At 63.1% G+C, this 13,823-nt stretch carries 16 protein-coding genes; 6 read left to right on the top strand and 10 right to left on the bottom strand.

Features of this window, described 5'->3' with window-relative positions:
* Positions 1–36 precede the first annotated feature (36 nt).
* Positions 37–309 (top strand): DUF3303 domain-containing protein, encoded by a 273-nt coding sequence (locus tag NKI31_RS28630; RefSeq protein ID WP_023670254.1) that lies wholly within the window; start codon positions 37–39, stop codon positions 307–309.
* 13 nt (positions 310–322) lie between these two features.
* On the opposite strand, the gene NKI31_RS28625 is transcribed toward NKI31_RS28630, so the two are convergent.
* Positions 323–1,222 (bottom strand): LysR substrate-binding domain-containing protein, encoded by a 900-nt coding sequence (locus NKI31_RS28625; protein ID WP_352653176.1) that lies wholly within the window; start codon positions 1,220–1,222, stop codon positions 323–325.
* An 85-nt stretch (positions 1,223–1,307) separates the two neighbouring features.
* Here NKI31_RS28625 and NKI31_RS28620 point away from each other — a divergent pair, with 85 nt between their 5' ends.
* The gene (locus tag NKI31_RS28620) at positions 1,308–2,225 is read left to right on the top strand and encodes a fatty acid desaturase family protein (RefSeq protein WP_352653175.1); all 918 of its coding nucleotides are present in this window, start codon (positions 1,308–1,310) and stop codon (positions 2,223–2,225) included.
* Between the two features lie 12 nt (positions 2,226–2,237).
* Here NKI31_RS28620 and NKI31_RS28615 read toward each other — a convergent pair whose 3' ends face one another.
* Positions 2,238–3,404: an amidohydrolase gene (locus NKI31_RS28615; protein WP_352653174.1), complete on the bottom strand. Its 1,167-nt coding sequence runs from the start codon at positions 3,402–3,404 to the stop codon at positions 2,238–2,240.
* Positions 3,405–3,495: 91 nt separating this feature from the next.
* Here NKI31_RS28615 and NKI31_RS28610 point away from each other — a divergent pair, with 91 nt between their 5' ends.
* Positions 3,496–4,344: an AraC family transcriptional regulator gene (locus NKI31_RS28610; RefSeq protein WP_352653172.1), complete on the top strand. Its 849-nt coding sequence runs from the start codon at positions 3,496–3,498 to the stop codon at positions 4,342–4,344.
* Here the strand turns inward: NKI31_RS28610 and NKI31_RS28605 are convergent.
* The 3 genes from NKI31_RS28605 to ygfZ form a co-directional block, all read right to left on the bottom strand.
* The gene (locus NKI31_RS28605) at positions 4,313–6,445 is read right to left on the bottom strand and encodes a putative bifunctional diguanylate cyclase/phosphodiesterase (RefSeq protein WP_352653171.1); all 2,133 of its coding nucleotides are present in this window, start codon (positions 6,443–6,445) and stop codon (positions 4,313–4,315) included. The genes NKI31_RS28610 and NKI31_RS28605 overlap by 32 nt on opposite strands.
* Positions 6,446–6,512: 67 nt before the next feature.
* The gene (locus NKI31_RS28600; RefSeq protein ID WP_023670260.1) at positions 6,513–7,151 is read right to left on the bottom strand and encodes an HD domain-containing protein; all 639 of its coding nucleotides are present in this window, start codon (positions 7,149–7,151) and stop codon (positions 6,513–6,515) included.
* Positions 7,151–8,011 (bottom strand): CAF17-like 4Fe-4S cluster assembly/insertion protein YgfZ, encoded by an 861-nt coding sequence (gene ygfZ / locus NKI31_RS28595; RefSeq protein ID WP_352653170.1) that lies wholly within the window; start codon positions 8,009–8,011, stop codon positions 7,151–7,153. The genes NKI31_RS28600 and ygfZ overlap by 1 nt, the downstream gene beginning before the upstream one ends.
* Before the next feature lie 82 nt (positions 8,012–8,093).
* Here ygfZ and NKI31_RS28590 point away from each other — a divergent pair, with 82 nt between their 5' ends.
* Both NKI31_RS28590 and NKI31_RS28585 read left to right on the top strand, forming a co-directional pair.
* The gene (locus NKI31_RS28590; RefSeq protein WP_352653169.1) at positions 8,094–9,425 is read left to right on the top strand and encodes a dihydroorotase; all 1,332 of its coding nucleotides are present in this window, start codon (positions 8,094–8,096) and stop codon (positions 9,423–9,425) included.
* Positions 9,426–9,665: 240 nt separating this feature from the next.
* On the top strand, positions 9,666–10,043 hold the full coding sequence (locus NKI31_RS28585) for a hypothetical protein (RefSeq protein ID WP_352653168.1): 378 nt from the start codon (positions 9,666–9,668) through the stop codon (positions 10,041–10,043).
* 42 nt (positions 10,044–10,085) lie between these two features.
* Here the strand turns inward: NKI31_RS28585 and NKI31_RS28580 are convergent, their stop codons facing one another.
* The 4 genes from NKI31_RS28580 to NKI31_RS28565 form a co-directional block, all read right to left on the bottom strand.
* Positions 10,086–10,889: a hypothetical protein gene (locus tag NKI31_RS28580; protein ID WP_352653167.1), complete on the bottom strand. Its 804-nt coding sequence runs from the start codon at positions 10,887–10,889 to the stop codon at positions 10,086–10,088.
* Between the two features lie 106 nt (positions 10,890–10,995).
* The gene (locus tag NKI31_RS28575; protein ID WP_023673564.1) at positions 10,996–11,253 is read right to left on the bottom strand and encodes a hypothetical protein; all 258 of its coding nucleotides are present in this window, start codon (positions 11,251–11,253) and stop codon (positions 10,996–10,998) included.
* Positions 11,254–11,581: 328 nt separating this feature from the next.
* Entirely contained in the window at positions 11,582–11,959 is a 378-nt protein-coding gene (locus NKI31_RS28570; RefSeq protein ID WP_023705383.1) for a TIGR02301 family protein, read from the bottom strand.
* Between the two features lie 67 nt (positions 11,960–12,026).
* Entirely contained in the window at positions 12,027–12,434 is a 408-nt protein-coding gene (locus NKI31_RS28565) for an NUDIX hydrolase (RefSeq protein ID WP_023753097.1), read from the bottom strand.
* Between the two features lie 126 nt (positions 12,435–12,560).
* Between NKI31_RS28565 and NKI31_RS28560 the strand changes: the two genes are divergently transcribed.
* Positions 12,561–13,319 (top strand): SOS response-associated peptidase, encoded by a 759-nt coding sequence (locus tag NKI31_RS28560; protein WP_023716210.1) that lies wholly within the window; start codon positions 12,561–12,563, stop codon positions 13,317–13,319.
* Between the two features lie 134 nt (positions 13,320–13,453).
* Here NKI31_RS28560 and NKI31_RS28555 read toward each other — a convergent pair whose 3' ends face one another.
* On the bottom strand, positions 13,454–13,609 hold the full coding sequence (locus NKI31_RS28555; RefSeq protein WP_023673568.1) for a hypothetical protein: 156 nt from the start codon (positions 13,607–13,609) through the stop codon (positions 13,454–13,456).
* Between the last annotated feature and the right edge of the window lie 214 nt (positions 13,610–13,823).

Below are 13,823 nucleotides of genomic sequence, written 5' to 3'. Positions count from 1 at the left end.
TGCCGCCCCGGGCGGCAATTCAACCGAGGGGGAAAAATGCAGTTCATCGTCATCGAGGATTTCACCGGCTGCGACCGCAAGGAGATCTACCGCCGTTTCGGCGAGCGCGGCAGATTGAAGCCGGACGCGCTTGTCGTGCACCACTCCTGGATCGCGGCTGATATGAGCCGCTGCTTCCTGCTGGTCGAGGCCGATGACGTCACGCTGCTGCAGCGCTGGGTCATCGAATGGTCTGACCTGGTGGAGTTCGAGATCATTCCCGTGGCGACGAACAAGGACATGGTCGCCGCACTGGCCGGCCATCTCTGAGCAGTTCGGTCCATCAGCCGAGCACCGGCGAACCCACCGACCGCCGGCATTCCTCAATCAGCCAATTGCGAAACGCCGCCACCAGGTCGCGCCTTGCACTGCGTTCCGGGATCGTCAGGCAATATGGCTGACGCAGCGCGATCGATAGGGCATTCGCCCGGACCAAACGGCCGTCTTCCAGCGCCCCGGCGCAATAAATGCCTTGCGCCAGCGCCACGCCCAGCCCTGAAATGGCAAGGTCGAGCGCTGCCCGCGACGAGTTCGCCGACAGGCCGCGCTGCACTGCGCGGCCGGGTTCTATGCCCGCCGCCTCGAACCAGGTGCGCCAAGACGGAAACGACGCGCCGGTCGGTCCCCAGTCGGTGTGAATCAGTGGCAGGCCGGCGAGGCTGTCGGTTTGGGCGGTGAGTTCTGGCGCGCAGACGGGGTAGACGGCGTCCCTGACAATGTCTTCGGTCGGGTGTTCACGATAGTGCGGGCCGAAGGACAGCCGGATGTCGATCAGTTCGCGGTCGAACGGCACCGGATCGTCATCGCCGCGCAGGGATATGTCGACGGCGCCGTGGCTGGCCACAAAGCCGGCGAGACGTTCGGAAAGCCAGCCCATCGCCATGGACGGCGGCACCGATATGACAAGCCGCGGGCGGAAGGCATCGCTGCCACGCGCGATGCTGCCGATCTCCCGAAAAGCCAGGGTCAGCCGGGGCAGCATCTCGACGCCGGCTTCCGTCAGCATCACGCGGCGGTTGACGCGATGGAACAGTTTTCGACCCATCTGCTCCTCGAGGGTGCGAATGAGCTGGCTGACCGCGGCCGCCGAGATCGAGAGCTCATCCGCCGCTGCGGCGAAACTCCCCGAGCGCGCCGCCGCCTCGAAGGCTTGAAGTCCTCTCAGGGAAGGAAGCGCGGTCATGGGCTATCCGATAGTAAGGTAAGCTTATCTATGTCGCAGAAATCCTCGTTTTTCGAAAGCTTTCTTATTCGAGTAGCTTGGCGCCATGACCGTATCGGCCCAGTTTGAACCCAGAGACCATCGCGACGTCGTCGCGTCTCTGACCAATGAGCAGCGCAGCCGCCTGGCCGGCAAGTCGGACGGGCCGGGTCTGGTCCAACTCGCCTTCCATCTCGGCGCGATTGTGGCTATCGGCGGGCTGATTGCGGCCAAGGTGCCGTACTGGCCGCTGTTGATGTTGCCGCAAGGCATTCTCATCGTCTTCCTGTTCACGCTGCTGCATGAGACGGTGCACAGGACGGCGTTCGAGACGCAGTGGCTCAACGATGCCGCCGCAAGGGTCTGCAGCCTGGCGATCGCGCTGCCCGCCGACTGGTTTCGCTATTTCCACTTCGCCCATCACCGTTTCACCCAGGATCCAGAGAACGATCCGGAACTCGCCTTCCCGAAACCGGAGACGATGCGGCAATACATCGTCCACGTCTCGGGCCTGCCGGTGTGGTGGGGGCATTTGCAGACACTCTACACCAACGCGATTGGCGGCTGCCACGACAGCTACGTGCCGCCGAAAGGCCTGCCCAAGGTGCGCACTGAAGCCCGCGCCATGATCGCTTTCTATGTCGTGGTCGCCGCGCTAGCCCTGTGGTTCGAGGCAAGTGTACTGCTCTATGTCTGGATCGTGCCGGCGCTGCTCGGCCAGCCTTTCCTCAGGCTCTATCTGCTGGCCGAGCATGGCCGCTGCCCGCTTGTCGCCAACATGCTGGAAAACACCCGCACCACGCTGACCAACTGGCTGGTGCGCAAAGTCGCCTGGAACATGCCGTATCACGCCGAGCACCACGCCTATCCCGGCGTGCCCTTCCATCAGCTGCCGGCCTTCCACCAGCTGATCGAGCGCCATCTCAAAGTCGTCGAACCCGGCTATGTCAGCTTCCACGAGAAATACGTCGAGACCTTGCGCTGAGGCGCTCGGCCGTCAGCGTAGCGTCTGCTCAACGAGCGTGACGAAATAGCGGAGCACGGTGGGGACGATGGCGTCGTTGAAGACATAGCGATCGCCGTGCAGCCCTTCGCCCAGTCTGACCGCTCCTGCGCCAACCCAGGCATAGCAGCCGCCGGCTTCGCGGACCATGTAGGCAAAATCCTCGCAGCCGAGGCTCGGGTTGAATGCGGTCTCGACCTGCTCGCGGCCGACAACCGCGGTTGCCGCCTGGACGGCCCGGTCAGTGGCAGCCGACGTGTTGACCAGCGGCGGGTAGCCTTTCTTGTAGGCGAGCTTGGCGGTGAGTGCATGCGCCGAGGCAATGCCTTGCGCGATGTCGCCGATCAGCCTTTCGCAATCGTCCGACAAAGTGGGCTCGAAGAAGCGGCAGGTTCCCTGCAGCCAGACCTTGCCCGGCACGATGTTGCCGACATTGCCGCCATGGATCTGGGTGATCGAAACGACCAGCGCCATTTGCGGGTCGACCGAACGGCTGACGATGCGCTGCACGGCTTGAACGAAGGCGCCGGCCGCGAGCACGGGATCGTCGCCTAGCTGCGGCATGGCGGCATGTGCGCCGGTCCCTTCGAAGGTCAGTTCGAAAGTGTCGACGGCAGCCATCATCGCCCCGGCACGGGCCGCGATCTTTCCGAGCGGCAGCCCCGGCCAGCTGTGGACGGCGTAGACGGCTTCCACGGGGAAGCGCTCGAACAGTCCGTCCTCGATCATCCGCATGGCGCCGCCTTCATTTTCTTCCGCCGGCTGGAAGATGAAACAGACGGTGCCGTCGAAGGCTCTGTTGTCGGCGAGCAGCTTGGCGGCGCCGAGCAGCATCGCGATGTGCCCGTCGTGGCCGCAGGCATGCATCACGCCGTCTTTCTTCGACGCATATGGCAATCCTGTCTTCTCCAGCACGGGCAAGGCATCGAGTTCGGCCCGAAGCCCGATGGCGCGCACGCCTGGTCGTCCTCTGAGGACGCCAACCACGCCGGTGCCGCCTTTGCCTTCATGAACCTCGTCGAGCCCGAAGGTGCGCAGCTTGTCGGCGACGAAGCGCGCGGTCTCATACTCTTGGAAACCGAGTTCGGGGTTGGCGTGGATGTGATGCCGCCATTCCACCACCTGCGGGGTGAGGGCGGCGATGGGGTCGTTGTGCAGCATTGCGCTCTCCTTGCCGGCTATCGTAAATTCGGCCTTGTCGATGCCAGCACGTAAAGGATTTGCGCCGGCAGCGTCTTGAACAGGATTGACCGTGTCTGGAATTCAACAGCCTCAGGAGACGACGCAGTTCTGGCGTCATCCGCGCTTTCGCGATCTTGGCATGCTCAAGGCGCGCTTCACGCGGCATCGCTACCAGCTGCACACGCACCCGACCTATGTCGTCGCCCTGATCACGCAAGGGTGCGAGCGGGTCCGCATCGGCAACGAGACTGTCCTCGCGCCGTCGGGCACGGTTCTGCTCGTCGATCCGGAGATATGGCATGACGGCGAGGCGGGTGCCGACCAGGGTTGGGCTTACCGCACCTTCTATCCGTCGGCCTCGCTCATGGGTGCGATCGCGGACGAACTCGGGCAGGATCGCCCGCCGTTGTTTTCGCAAGCGATCGTCGATGATGCCGATCTCGTCCAGGCAGTAGGCGTCGCGCACTTGGCTTCGACATCGGGTGATGCCACGAGCGCCGAAACATCCATGCTGATCGCCTTGCGCAAGCTCATCCTGCGCCACGGCGATTGGGGCGGCCGGCGGCGCGAGGCGGTCGAAAGCTTCGGATCGAAAAGCCGGCTCCAGGTCTATGAACAGGTCATCGAAGACCATCTGAACTCGGACCTCGATTTGCAGCGGCTCGCTGAAGCCGCAGGCGTGACGCGCTTTCAAGTTATCCGCGATTTCAGGAAAGTGCTGGGTCTCACCCCTGCTGCCTTCATCCGTGACCGCAGGCTGCGCCGTGCCGATCTGCTGATCCGGCAAGGTTCAGATCTCGCCGGTGCCGCCTTTGCGGCCGGCTTCTCCGACCAAAGCCATCTCTCGCGCACCTTCCGCGCCGCGCATGGAATGACGCCGGGGATGTTCAGGCGCGCCGGGACGCTGCCCTCGTCTTGAGAAGTCGAGCCATGTCGGCGGCCTTTGACGGCATGCCGGTCAGAAAGCCCTGCGCCTCGGCGCAGCCAGCCTTGCGCAATATGTCGAGCTGCGTTTCGGTCTCGACGCCTTCGGCGGTGACGGTGATGCCAAGTTCGGCACCAAGCCCGATGATCGTGCGCACGATCGCCGCCGTGTCCTTGCTGTCGATATCGTGGATGAAGGAGCGGTCGATCTTGATCTTGTCGACGGGAAAACGCCTGAGATAGCCGAGCGACGAATAGCCGGTGCCGAAATCGTCGAGCGCGATGCGGATACCGAGTTCGCGCAGCTGCCTCAGCGTCTTCAGCACCGTCTCGCTCTCATCCATCAGCACGGTCTCGGTGATTTCCAGTTCGAGCCGGCTGGCCGGCACACCGGAAACGGCCAGCGCCGAAATCACGCTGCGGGCAAAGTCGGCGCTTCTGATCTGCACTGCCGAGACATTGACGGCGATGCGCATTCCAGGCGGCCAGCCGGCGGCCACGCTGCAGGCCTGTTTCAGCGCCCATTCGCCCAGCGGAACGATCAGCCCGCTGTCTTCGGCGGCCGCGATGAAATCGTCGGGCGCCACCAGGCCGCGCGTCGGTGAATTCCACCGCATCAACGCTTCGGCGCCGACGATCTTGCCCGACGCGATGTTGGTGATCGGCTGGAACTCCAGCACGAACTCCCGCCGTTTCAGTGCCGTCTCGAGATCGGTTTCGAGCGCCAGGCGCGCCCGCACCAAGGCATCCATGCCGGGCTCGAAAAAGCGGTAAACGTTGCGGCCTTCGCTCTTGCCGCTGTAAAGCGCCATGTCGGCGTTCTTCAAAAGCGTGTCGGCGTCCTTGCCGTCACCGGGATACAGCGCGATGCCAAGGCTGATGCCGACATGCATGTCGCGGCCCTTGTCGCGAAACGGCTGGCTGACGACAGCGACGATGCGTTTTGCCAGTTGTTCCGCATCGGTGGCGCCTTTGGGATTAAACTGCAGGATGGCGAACTCGTCGCCACCGAGGCGGGCGACCACATCGGTGTCGCTGCGCAGGCTGTGCCGCAACCGCTCCGCCACGCATTTCAGCAGCCAGTCACCGGCCGGGTGTCCCCAGGTGTCGTTAACGGCCTTGAAGCGATCGAGGTCGAGCGAGAAGATCGCCAACGGTGTATCGCCGGCCATCGCCTGGTCGAGCCGTTCGCGAAACATCGAGCGGTTGGGCAGGTCGGTCAGCGTGTCGTAATGGGCAAGGTGGCTCATGCGCTCTTCGGCGCGCCGGCGCTCGGTGATGTCTTCGAAGGTCGCCACCCAGCCGCCACCGGTAAGCGGCCGGCGCGCAACCAGCAGCGTTCGGCCATCGGCAAGGCTGCGGTCTGTCGAACGCTCCTCACCGGCCTGTAGGCTGGCTCTGGTGTTGGCGATCTCGCCGTCGATGTCCATCGACGGATAAATGCGCAGTCGCACCATCTGTTCGAGCAGGGCGCGCTGGCTCATGCCGAGCGGGAAGTCGTCAGGCGTGACCTTGTAGAGGTCGAGGAAGCGCTGGTTGCGCACGATCAGCGTGCCTTCGGCGTCGTACATCAACAGGCCTTGCGACATGTTGGCGAGCGCCGCATCGAAGCGGCGGTGCTGCTCCTTCAGTTCCTGCTCGGCCCGCCTTTGCTCCGTAATGTCCTCATAGATCGACACCCAGCCGCCTGAGGCCAGCGGCCGGTGCGTGATGGAAACGATACGTCCGTCCGACAGTATTTCCTCGTAGGTCGAGGCTTGCGCGCGCTCGATATAGGGCTTGCGGATGGCATACAGGTCTTCGGCGCTCTGTGAGGCGACACCGATGTCGACGCTGTGCTTTAGAATGTCCAGGAACGCGATGCCGGGCCGCACGATCTTCGCGTCGAGGGAGAAGATGCTGATATAGTTGCCGTTGCAGATGATCATCCGCTCGTCGGCGTCGAACATGCACAGCCCATGCGACATATTCTCGACGGCCGCGGAAAAGCGCTCGTTCTGGTGGCGCAGTTCGTCGGCGATCTGCCGTGGCGCGGCGACGCCTCCGGCTCCCCGTCTGCGGACGGGCGAACCACCCTTGACGTGCGCAACGGACATGAGGCGTGCCTGCTGACCGTGATCGAAACCCGGTACTGTGGTTACCGCTGGTTAATTTAGCGTATGTTCACTGCGCCGAATGCACGGCAACCGTTGCCTGGCGTTGCTTTTCAAGCGTTGCGTAGCGTTTGAGGAAGGCAGCTTGCGCCGAGGTCACCGAGTGCGGCTTAAAGTCGAAGCGGTCGGCATTGAACCCGCGCGGCCGGCCGAAGAACTCGGTTGCTTCCGCGGTCGAGAAACCGGCAAGCAGCGTCGCCTCGTAATAGGCGGCGATCTGGTCGGCGCGCTTGATCTCCTTGCGCAAGCCGACGCCGAGTTCGGGCGGCAGCGAAAAGCGCTGATGGATGGCGCGCTGGAGACGCAGCTCACACTCCTTGTAGGAGCCGCCCATTACCGATTTGAACGGCGAGATCATGTCGCCGATGACATATTCCGGCGCGTCATGCAGCAGTGCTGCCAACTGAGCGTTGGCCGAGGCGTCCGGCTGCAACTCGCTGAACAGAGCCTCGACCAGCAGCGAATGCTGGGCAACCGAAAAGGCGTGATCGCCGCGGGTCTGGCCGTTCCAGCGGGCGACGCGGGCAAGCCCGTGGGCGATGTCGGAGATTTCGATGTCGAGCGGCGAGGGGTCGAGCAGGTCGAGCCGCCGTCCCGACAGCATGCGCTGCCACGCGCGCGGTGGCGCTCCGACGCGATCGGCAGCCATCAGGCATCCTCCGCGCCGATGGCTTCCCTGGGAAAGCTGAACTGCGCCCAGGCCGGGATGGCGAGCGAGACGGTGACATCACCGGCCAGTACCGGCTGGCCAGCGTCGAGCGCCGCCTTGACCCGGTCGATGCGGGCAATGGTGAGGCCGGCCGTGCCCGCGGTCGAGCCGAGCGTGCCGACCGGCCGCCCCGCAACCGTCAGCTCCGAGCCCGGCGCGGGCAAGGCATGGTCGGCCGAAACGATCAGCACGCGCCGCCTGGCGGTGCCGCGATGCTGCATGCGCGAGACCACTTCCTGGCCGACATAGCAGCCTTTCTTGAAGCCGACGCCGCCGGTCTCGTCGAGCAGCACGTCGTGAGGGAAGGCATCGCCGAGCTGATAATCGGGACCGCTTTCGGCAATGCCGTTGGCGATGCGGAGCGCCTGCCACGCGGCGAGGTCGCCGCCTTCGGGCGCACCACCATAGGAGCGGCTCACAGCCACCTCGCGGAAGCGGGCATCGGCAAGTACCGTTGAATTAGACTGTGAAGCGCTTGAATCATCGCCCCACGCAGCCGTCACAAGCACTTGATCCTGCCTGGCAATCTCGGCCTTGGCGCGCAGCTTGTAAAGCATCAGCCGGCGCAGGAAATCGTCTGCGATGTCGGCACGGCAATCCAGCCGGAATGCGTTCTCGCCGCTATGCGAGATCAGGAAATCGAACAGGATCTTGCCTTGCGGCGAAAGCAGCGCACCTGGCTTTGCCGCGTCGACGGCCAGCGTGTCGAGGTCGGTGGTGAGGATATTCTGCAAAAAATGCTCGGCATCCGGGCCTGACACGGAAATGAGGGCGCGGTCTTTGAACAGGGCAAAAGGCATGGGCGGCAAAGAACCTGATCTTGCAAAACAGTCGGCCTTTACGTAAGCCGACGATACTCCCCCCGCAAGAGACCGAACGCCCATGGCCACCACCTACGACCTCATCCTGACAGGCGGCACTGTGGTCAACCATGCTGGCGAGGGCGCGCGCGATGTCGGCGTCAAGGGTGGTCGCATCGTCGCAATGGGCGATCTTCGCCAAGCTTCGGCCGGCGAAGCGATCGACTGTCGCGGGCTGCACGTCCTGCCCGGCGTCGTTGACAGCCAGGTGCATTTTCGCGAGCCGGGGCTGGAGCACAAGGAAGATCTCGAGAGTGGATCTCGCGCCGCTGTTCTGGGCGGGGTCACCGCCGTCTTCGAAATGCCCAACACCAATCCGCTGACCACCAGCGAGGCGGCGCTTGCCGACAAGGTGCGCCGCGCCACCAGCCGGATGCATTGCGACTTCGCCTTCTGGGTTGGCGGCACGCGCGAGAATGCCAATGATGTCGGTGAGCTCGAGCGGCTGCCGGGTGCTGCCGGGATAAAGGTGTTCATGGGCTCGTCCACCGGCGACCTGCTGGTCGCGGACGACGAGGGTGTCGCATCGATCCTGCGCAACACCCGCCGCCGTGCCGCCTTTCACTCGGAGGACGAGTTCCGGCTGCGCGAGCGCCTTGGCCTGCGCGTCGAGGGCGACCCGTCATCGCATCCCGTCTGGCGCGATGAGATCGCGGCGCTTCGCTGTACCGAGCGGCTGGTGCGCATCGCGCGAAACACCCGCGCCCGCATCCATGTGCTGCACATCTCCACCGCCGAGGAAATCATCTTCCTCCAACAGCACAAGGATGTCGCCACCTGCGAGGCGACGCCGCACCATTTGACGCTCGCCGCCGACGACTATGCGCGGCTGAGCACGCTGATCCAGATGAACCCGCCGGTGCGGGCGGCACGCCATCGCGACGGCGTCTGGCACGGCATTGCGCAAGGCATCGTTGACGTGCTGGGCTCCGACCACGCCCCGCACACGCTGGCCGAGAAGGCAAAGCCCTATCCGGCCTCGCCGTCTGGCATGACCGGGGTGCAGACGCTGGTGCCGATCATGCTCGACCACGTCAATTCAGGCCGGCTGACCCTGCAGCGCTTCGTCGACCTCTCCAGCCACGGCCCGCAGCGCATCTTCGGCATGGCCAGGAAAGGCCGCATCGCCGCCGGCTACGACGCCGACTTCACAATTGTCGATATGAAGCGCCGCGAAACCATCACCAATGCGCAGGCCGGCTCCAGGGCCGGCTGGACGCCCTATGACGGCAGGGAAGTCACCGGCTGGCCGGTCGGCACGATCGTGCGCGGTCGTCGCGTGATGTGGGACGGCGAGATCGTCACGCCAGGACAGGGCAGGCCGGTGGAGTTTTCCGAGGCGCTGCCGGCTTAGGCGGCCGGATAACGAACCACCATACGTGTCCTCGGCTACGGATCCCCGTTCGACCGCCAGGCGGGACAGGCCAATACCGCGGCGTATTTACTAACCAAAGCGGTGCATTGATCTGCCGAATCCGTCACTCTCTTTGTTTGGATGCAATTCGGACGGAAAGCCGTTTCACACTTTTCCTGGAATTACTCTGGAAAGCATCCGGCAAGACAGACTCTAATTCTCGTTTATTGGGGGGGAATTATGCTCAAATATATGTCCGCTATCTTGATCATTCTGGGTATGACTGAAGTTTCGGCAAATGCCCTGGATACCCCGAAGCAGGGTGTGTCTGAATTGAGCGGATCGGAATTCAACTACTCTATAATCGACCTGGGTTCGAACAAGAGACGCATAGAGGTCATTCATAACAGAGAAAAGTATGATGGGCCGCTGGCGGAGATGTCGTTCCGAGATCGGCATCTGCAAGTTTTTGGAATGGTGGCGAGATTGATCAAGGGTAGTTGCCAAAATGGCGTCAGCGCCCTGGGGAGTATAGCCGTAAGCAGGGATCCTGAACAAGACGAGGATCCCGACGCTGAGCATCCTCAAATTTTCACTTGGGAATACAGTTGTAAATAAGCGCCTCAACCGCGCAGAGAGAGACAGCTATTCGCCGGCCGTTCAATCCCCGGCGACGAAAAACGTCCACTGCCCGGTGGGCGTAATGCCGACGCGGTAGAAGATGTAGGCTCCGAACTGCTTCATGTCGTCATAGTCGCCGGCGGTGACGATCTTGAACAGTTCGACCCGCTGCCTGGCGTTGAGCTTGTCCAGCGGCAGGGCGAAGAAATACGGCCAGACATAGAGTTCCTGCGGTGTGCCGACGTCTACATGGACATAGCCGGCATTGAGCACCTCTTCCAGGATAGCGAGGATTTCCTGACCTTCCTTGTCGCCCGATAGCCCTTTCAGGAACGCGATCGGGTCGCCCTCGATTTCGCCCAGCGACAATTGGGTCATGGTGTCGCCCTTGCCGATCAGCGACCGCAGCTTCTCGATGTCGCCGCTGACGCAGGCCTCGACCATCAAATCGCGCATGCGCCTGACGGGCTCCGGCAATTTGGAAAGGTCGTAGACGACTTCAGGCACCGGCCCTTCGGGATCGGCACGCGGGTTGGCCACGCCGCCATCGTTGGCGGGGGCTTCCGGCTGGCTTTGTCCGGGCTCTGACGGCGATTTCGGCTGGCTGGCCGCCGGCGGCGTCGTGCCGGGCAGATCGGGCATTGGCACTGAATTTTCAGACGGCGCCGTCTCACCATTGGCTGGTGGCCCGGCAGGAGCTGGAAGCTCCTCGCGCTTGATCTCGCCCAGCGCGCAGGCAGGGTTGCTGGTCAGGACAAGCGCCAGCGGAACCGCGGCGCAAGAGGCGGCAAGCCAGATGCTGAGGACCACGCCGCGAGGCCGGCCTGACATCGAAAAATTCACCGCTTGCCTCTCCTTGGGCCTAGGCTGTTCAGGCATGATGCCCAAACGGCGCGCCGTCGTCAAAGAACCGGTAAGCTGGCGATGCACCCTCTGAGACGCGCGACGCCTAGTGCCGAAACCGCTCCGGCTCGAAGGCGCCGGCGATCACCTTTTCACGCATGCGGTCGAGCAGGGCAAGGGCCGAGGTCTCGCCATTGGCTCGCAGCATCTCGCCGAACGCGGTTTCAAGCGCTGCCTCGGCGATGATTTCAGGTTCTATGCCGGCCGACAGACCTTCCGCCCAGGCCTCGCTATGGCTTTCCACCGCGGTCAGGCGCTTTTCTTCCCTGACAAGCGCGTCGATGTCGTTGACGCCATGTTCCATTTGCGATGTCCACCTTTTCAAGCGGCGGTCCGACGGGTCGGATCCGGCTTGGGCTGCCCCTATCTCACGCGGGCTAAGTAAGTATCTGTAAATACGACATTTTTTTGATCGTCTTTACAAACTTCGTCGCCTGCGTTCGGTCCGATTCAAACTTAGCCGATTAGACCGGTGAGCGGGATGAAAACCTTCAGTTTGAGTTAATTCCGCATTCGCGCGCTAACGTTTCGTTAATACTGTTGCGCAAGTGCAACACCAAGATTGCATCAACGTGCCGTGGATACAAGGCGGGTGCTCGAAAAGGCGTTGGCTAAACGCCGTCTGGCGCTCGTCAGTTGCCGTAACGCGAGGCGATGTCGCGCGACAGCGTCTCGCCTTCCTTCATGTAGCGGCTGATGGCTTCGGTCGCTGACGGCGTGCATTGGGTATAGGTGCCGCCGAAGGAACGGTAACCGCGGTTGAAGCTGGCGATGAAGCGGGCACGCCGCTCCGGATCGGGATTTTCCGAATCGATCAGCTTTTCCATCTCGGTGCGCCACTGGTCGCCCTTTTCGCCGCACAGATTGCGCAGGAAATGCAGCGACCCCAGCACCTCGGCCAGTCGCATCAGCCCGGGCTCGAACGGCGACTCGGCGGCCAGCGCCGGCTGCACGGCAAAAGCCGTGGCGGCGGCGATGCATGCGGCAAGGAACAGCGAGGTGCGGGTCATAAGTCTATCTGACGAAACATTTTGTCGCTTGCAAGGCGATTCTCGGAGCGGCAGATATCGGCCTGCTTCAGGCCAAAAGCTCTTCAGCCACCTCCATGACGTCACCCGCGAGCGGCAGCGTCGCCATTTCATCAAGACTATAGAAGGCGGCGGTCTCGGCATCGTCGCTGGCCGTCGCTTCGCCGCCGGCATAAACGGCGCCGAACACGGTCAGCAGATAGTCGACCGGGTGGTTCTCGCCGCTGCCGTCGATGTGGATGTCGCGAAGCGGACGATAGTCCTGCGCCCGCAGCCCGGTTTCCTCCAGCAATTCGCGCGACGCTGCTTCTTGCAGCGTCTCGCCGGGCTCGACCTTGCCGCCGGGAAAGGCATAAAGCCCCTGCGACGGCGGCCGCGCCCGTTTGACCAGCAGCACCGTCCTGCCGCGCACGACGGCGACCGAGACTGCGGGAAGTGTCTTGCGCTGCTCGTTCATCGATCTCGTTTTCGCCTATTTGAGGCCAGACCCTTGTGGACCGGCCGGCGGCATTGAGCTTTAGCGGTTGCGCAACGCCGGTTCCATCGCCACTTTCGCGATCGGATCATTTCATCGAGCTTGCCAATGTGCGGACGCTTTGCCCTGACGGCCAAGCCGGACCAGACCGCCGCCTTGCTCGGCCTGGCGGAGCTGGAGGATTTTCCGGCCCGCTACAACATCGCGCCGACGCAGCCGGTGCTAATGGCGCTGTCGGGACCGCCGCGCATGCCGGGCTCGAATTTCCCGGATCGCCAGGCGATGCTGGTGCGCTGGGGGCTGATCCCCACCTGGGTCAAGGACACCAGGGAATTTCCGCTGCTCATCAACGCGCGTTCGGAAGGCGCTATTGAAAAAGCCTCGTTCAAAGCCGCCATGCGCCATCGCCGTGCCTTGGTGCCGGCCTCCGGCTTCTATGAGTGGCAGCAATCCGGCAGCGGCAAGAAGGGCCAGCCCTACTGGATACGGCCGAGGCGTGGCGGGTTGATCGCCTTTGCCGGGCTGATTGAAACCTATTCCGAGCCGGGCGGTTCGGAAATGGACACCGGCGCCATTCTTACCGTCAACGCCAATGCCAGCATCGCCCATATCCATGACCGGATGCCGGTGGTGATCGCGCCTGAAGATTTTGACCGCTGGCTGGACTGCCGCACGCTCGAACCGCGCGATGTGGCCGACCTGCTCAAACCCGCGCTGCCCGATTTCTTCGAGGCAATTCCGGTCTCCGACCTCGTCAACAAGGTCGCCAACACCGGGCCGGAGATACAGGACATGGGCATCGTCGAGCCCGGCAAGGTCAGGCGCCAGAAGCCCGGCGCGGACGGCAGTCAGATGACGCTGTTTTAGAGCGCGTTCCCAAGAAGCCAGTCCGGCCTTCGGGAAGAACCTGCTCAATAGGAAGAGCTGTTGTTTCAGGCGCGCTATGGGGCCTCAGCCTTCCGTTCCGGCGCACGCCTTGTCGGCGGCGGCACGATGCCTGTTCAGGCAGCGCGGGGCGAAGTGATTTTCGGCGCCGGCTTTTTATTCTTCGCGGTATGGAGAAGGGCGGCGACGATCGCGGCCGGGCCGATCGCACGGTAGTGGTTGGCGAGCGCCGGTTGCTTGGCGCGGCTCGATTCCTGCTTGGTTCGTGACATCGATCTCTTCCCTGGTAACATTTCCGTGTCTGCGTTTGCCGGCCGAATCTGACCGAATCGTGACCTATGGTGGACTAGCCGGCGAATGTTTCATGACTGTGCCGACATGTTTAATAAAATGTTTCAGCGGCTCCTGACCTATGATCCAGCGACGCTTTTGCCGGAAGTTGCGACTTGACGGCAACACCGGCCAAGGCGATAAAGCCGCCGATGA

The organism is Mesorhizobium sp. M0659 (assembly GCF_040320605.1).
Lineage (GTDB): Bacteria > Pseudomonadota > Alphaproteobacteria > Rhizobiales > Rhizobiaceae > Mesorhizobium.
The sequence above is the reverse complement of the archived record's forward strand: the minus strand, read 5'-3'. Positions and strand labels throughout refer to the sequence as shown.

Bases quoted from the DNA above. Each gene is read 5' to 3' on its own strand.
- NKI31_RS28560 (WP_023716210.1), top strand. From the start codon at position 12,561: ATGTGCGGACGCTTTGCCCTGACGGCCAAGCCGGACCAGACCGCCGCC.
- NKI31_RS28600 (WP_023670260.1), bottom strand. From the start codon at position 7,151: ATGGCTGCCGATCGCGTCGGAGCGCCACCGCGCGCGTGGCAGCGCATG.
- NKI31_RS28615 (WP_352653174.1), bottom strand. From the start codon at position 3,404: ATGCTGCACAACGACCCCATCGCCGCCCTCACCCCGCAGGTGGTGGAA.
- ygfZ (WP_352653170.1), bottom strand. From the start codon at position 8,011: ATGCCTTTTGCCCTGTTCAAAGACCGCGCCCTCATTTCCGTGTCAGGC.
- NKI31_RS28585 (WP_352653168.1), top strand. From the start codon at position 9,666: ATGCTCAAATATATGTCCGCTATCTTGATCATTCTGGGTATGACTGAA.
- NKI31_RS28630 (WP_023670254.1), top strand. From the start codon at position 37: ATGCAGTTCATCGTCATCGAGGATTTCACCGGCTGCGACCGCAAGGAG.
- NKI31_RS28555 (WP_023673568.1), bottom strand. From the start codon at position 13,609: ATGTCACGAACCAAGCAGGAATCGAGCCGCGCCAAGCAACCGGCGCTC.
- NKI31_RS28575 (WP_023673564.1), bottom strand. From the start codon at position 11,253: ATGGAACATGGCGTCAACGACATCGACGCGCTTGTCAGGGAAGAAAAG.
- NKI31_RS28625 (WP_352653176.1), bottom strand. From the start codon at position 1,222: ATGACCGCGCTTCCTTCCCTGAGAGGACTTCAAGCCTTCGAGGCGGCG.
- NKI31_RS28605 (WP_352653171.1), bottom strand. From the start codon at position 6,445: ATGTCCGTTGCGCACGTCAAGGGTGGTTCGCCCGTCCGCAGACGGGGA.
- NKI31_RS28620 (WP_352653175.1), top strand. From the start codon at position 1,308: ATGACCGTATCGGCCCAGTTTGAACCCAGAGACCATCGCGACGTCGTC.
- NKI31_RS28565 (WP_023753097.1), bottom strand. From the start codon at position 12,434: ATGAACGAGCAGCGCAAGACACTTCCCGCAGTCTCGGTCGCCGTCGTG.
- NKI31_RS28590 (WP_352653169.1), top strand. From the start codon at position 8,094: ATGGCCACCACCTACGACCTCATCCTGACAGGCGGCACTGTGGTCAAC.
- NKI31_RS28570 (WP_023705383.1), bottom strand. From the start codon at position 11,959: ATGACCCGCACCTCGCTGTTCCTTGCCGCATGCATCGCCGCCGCCACG.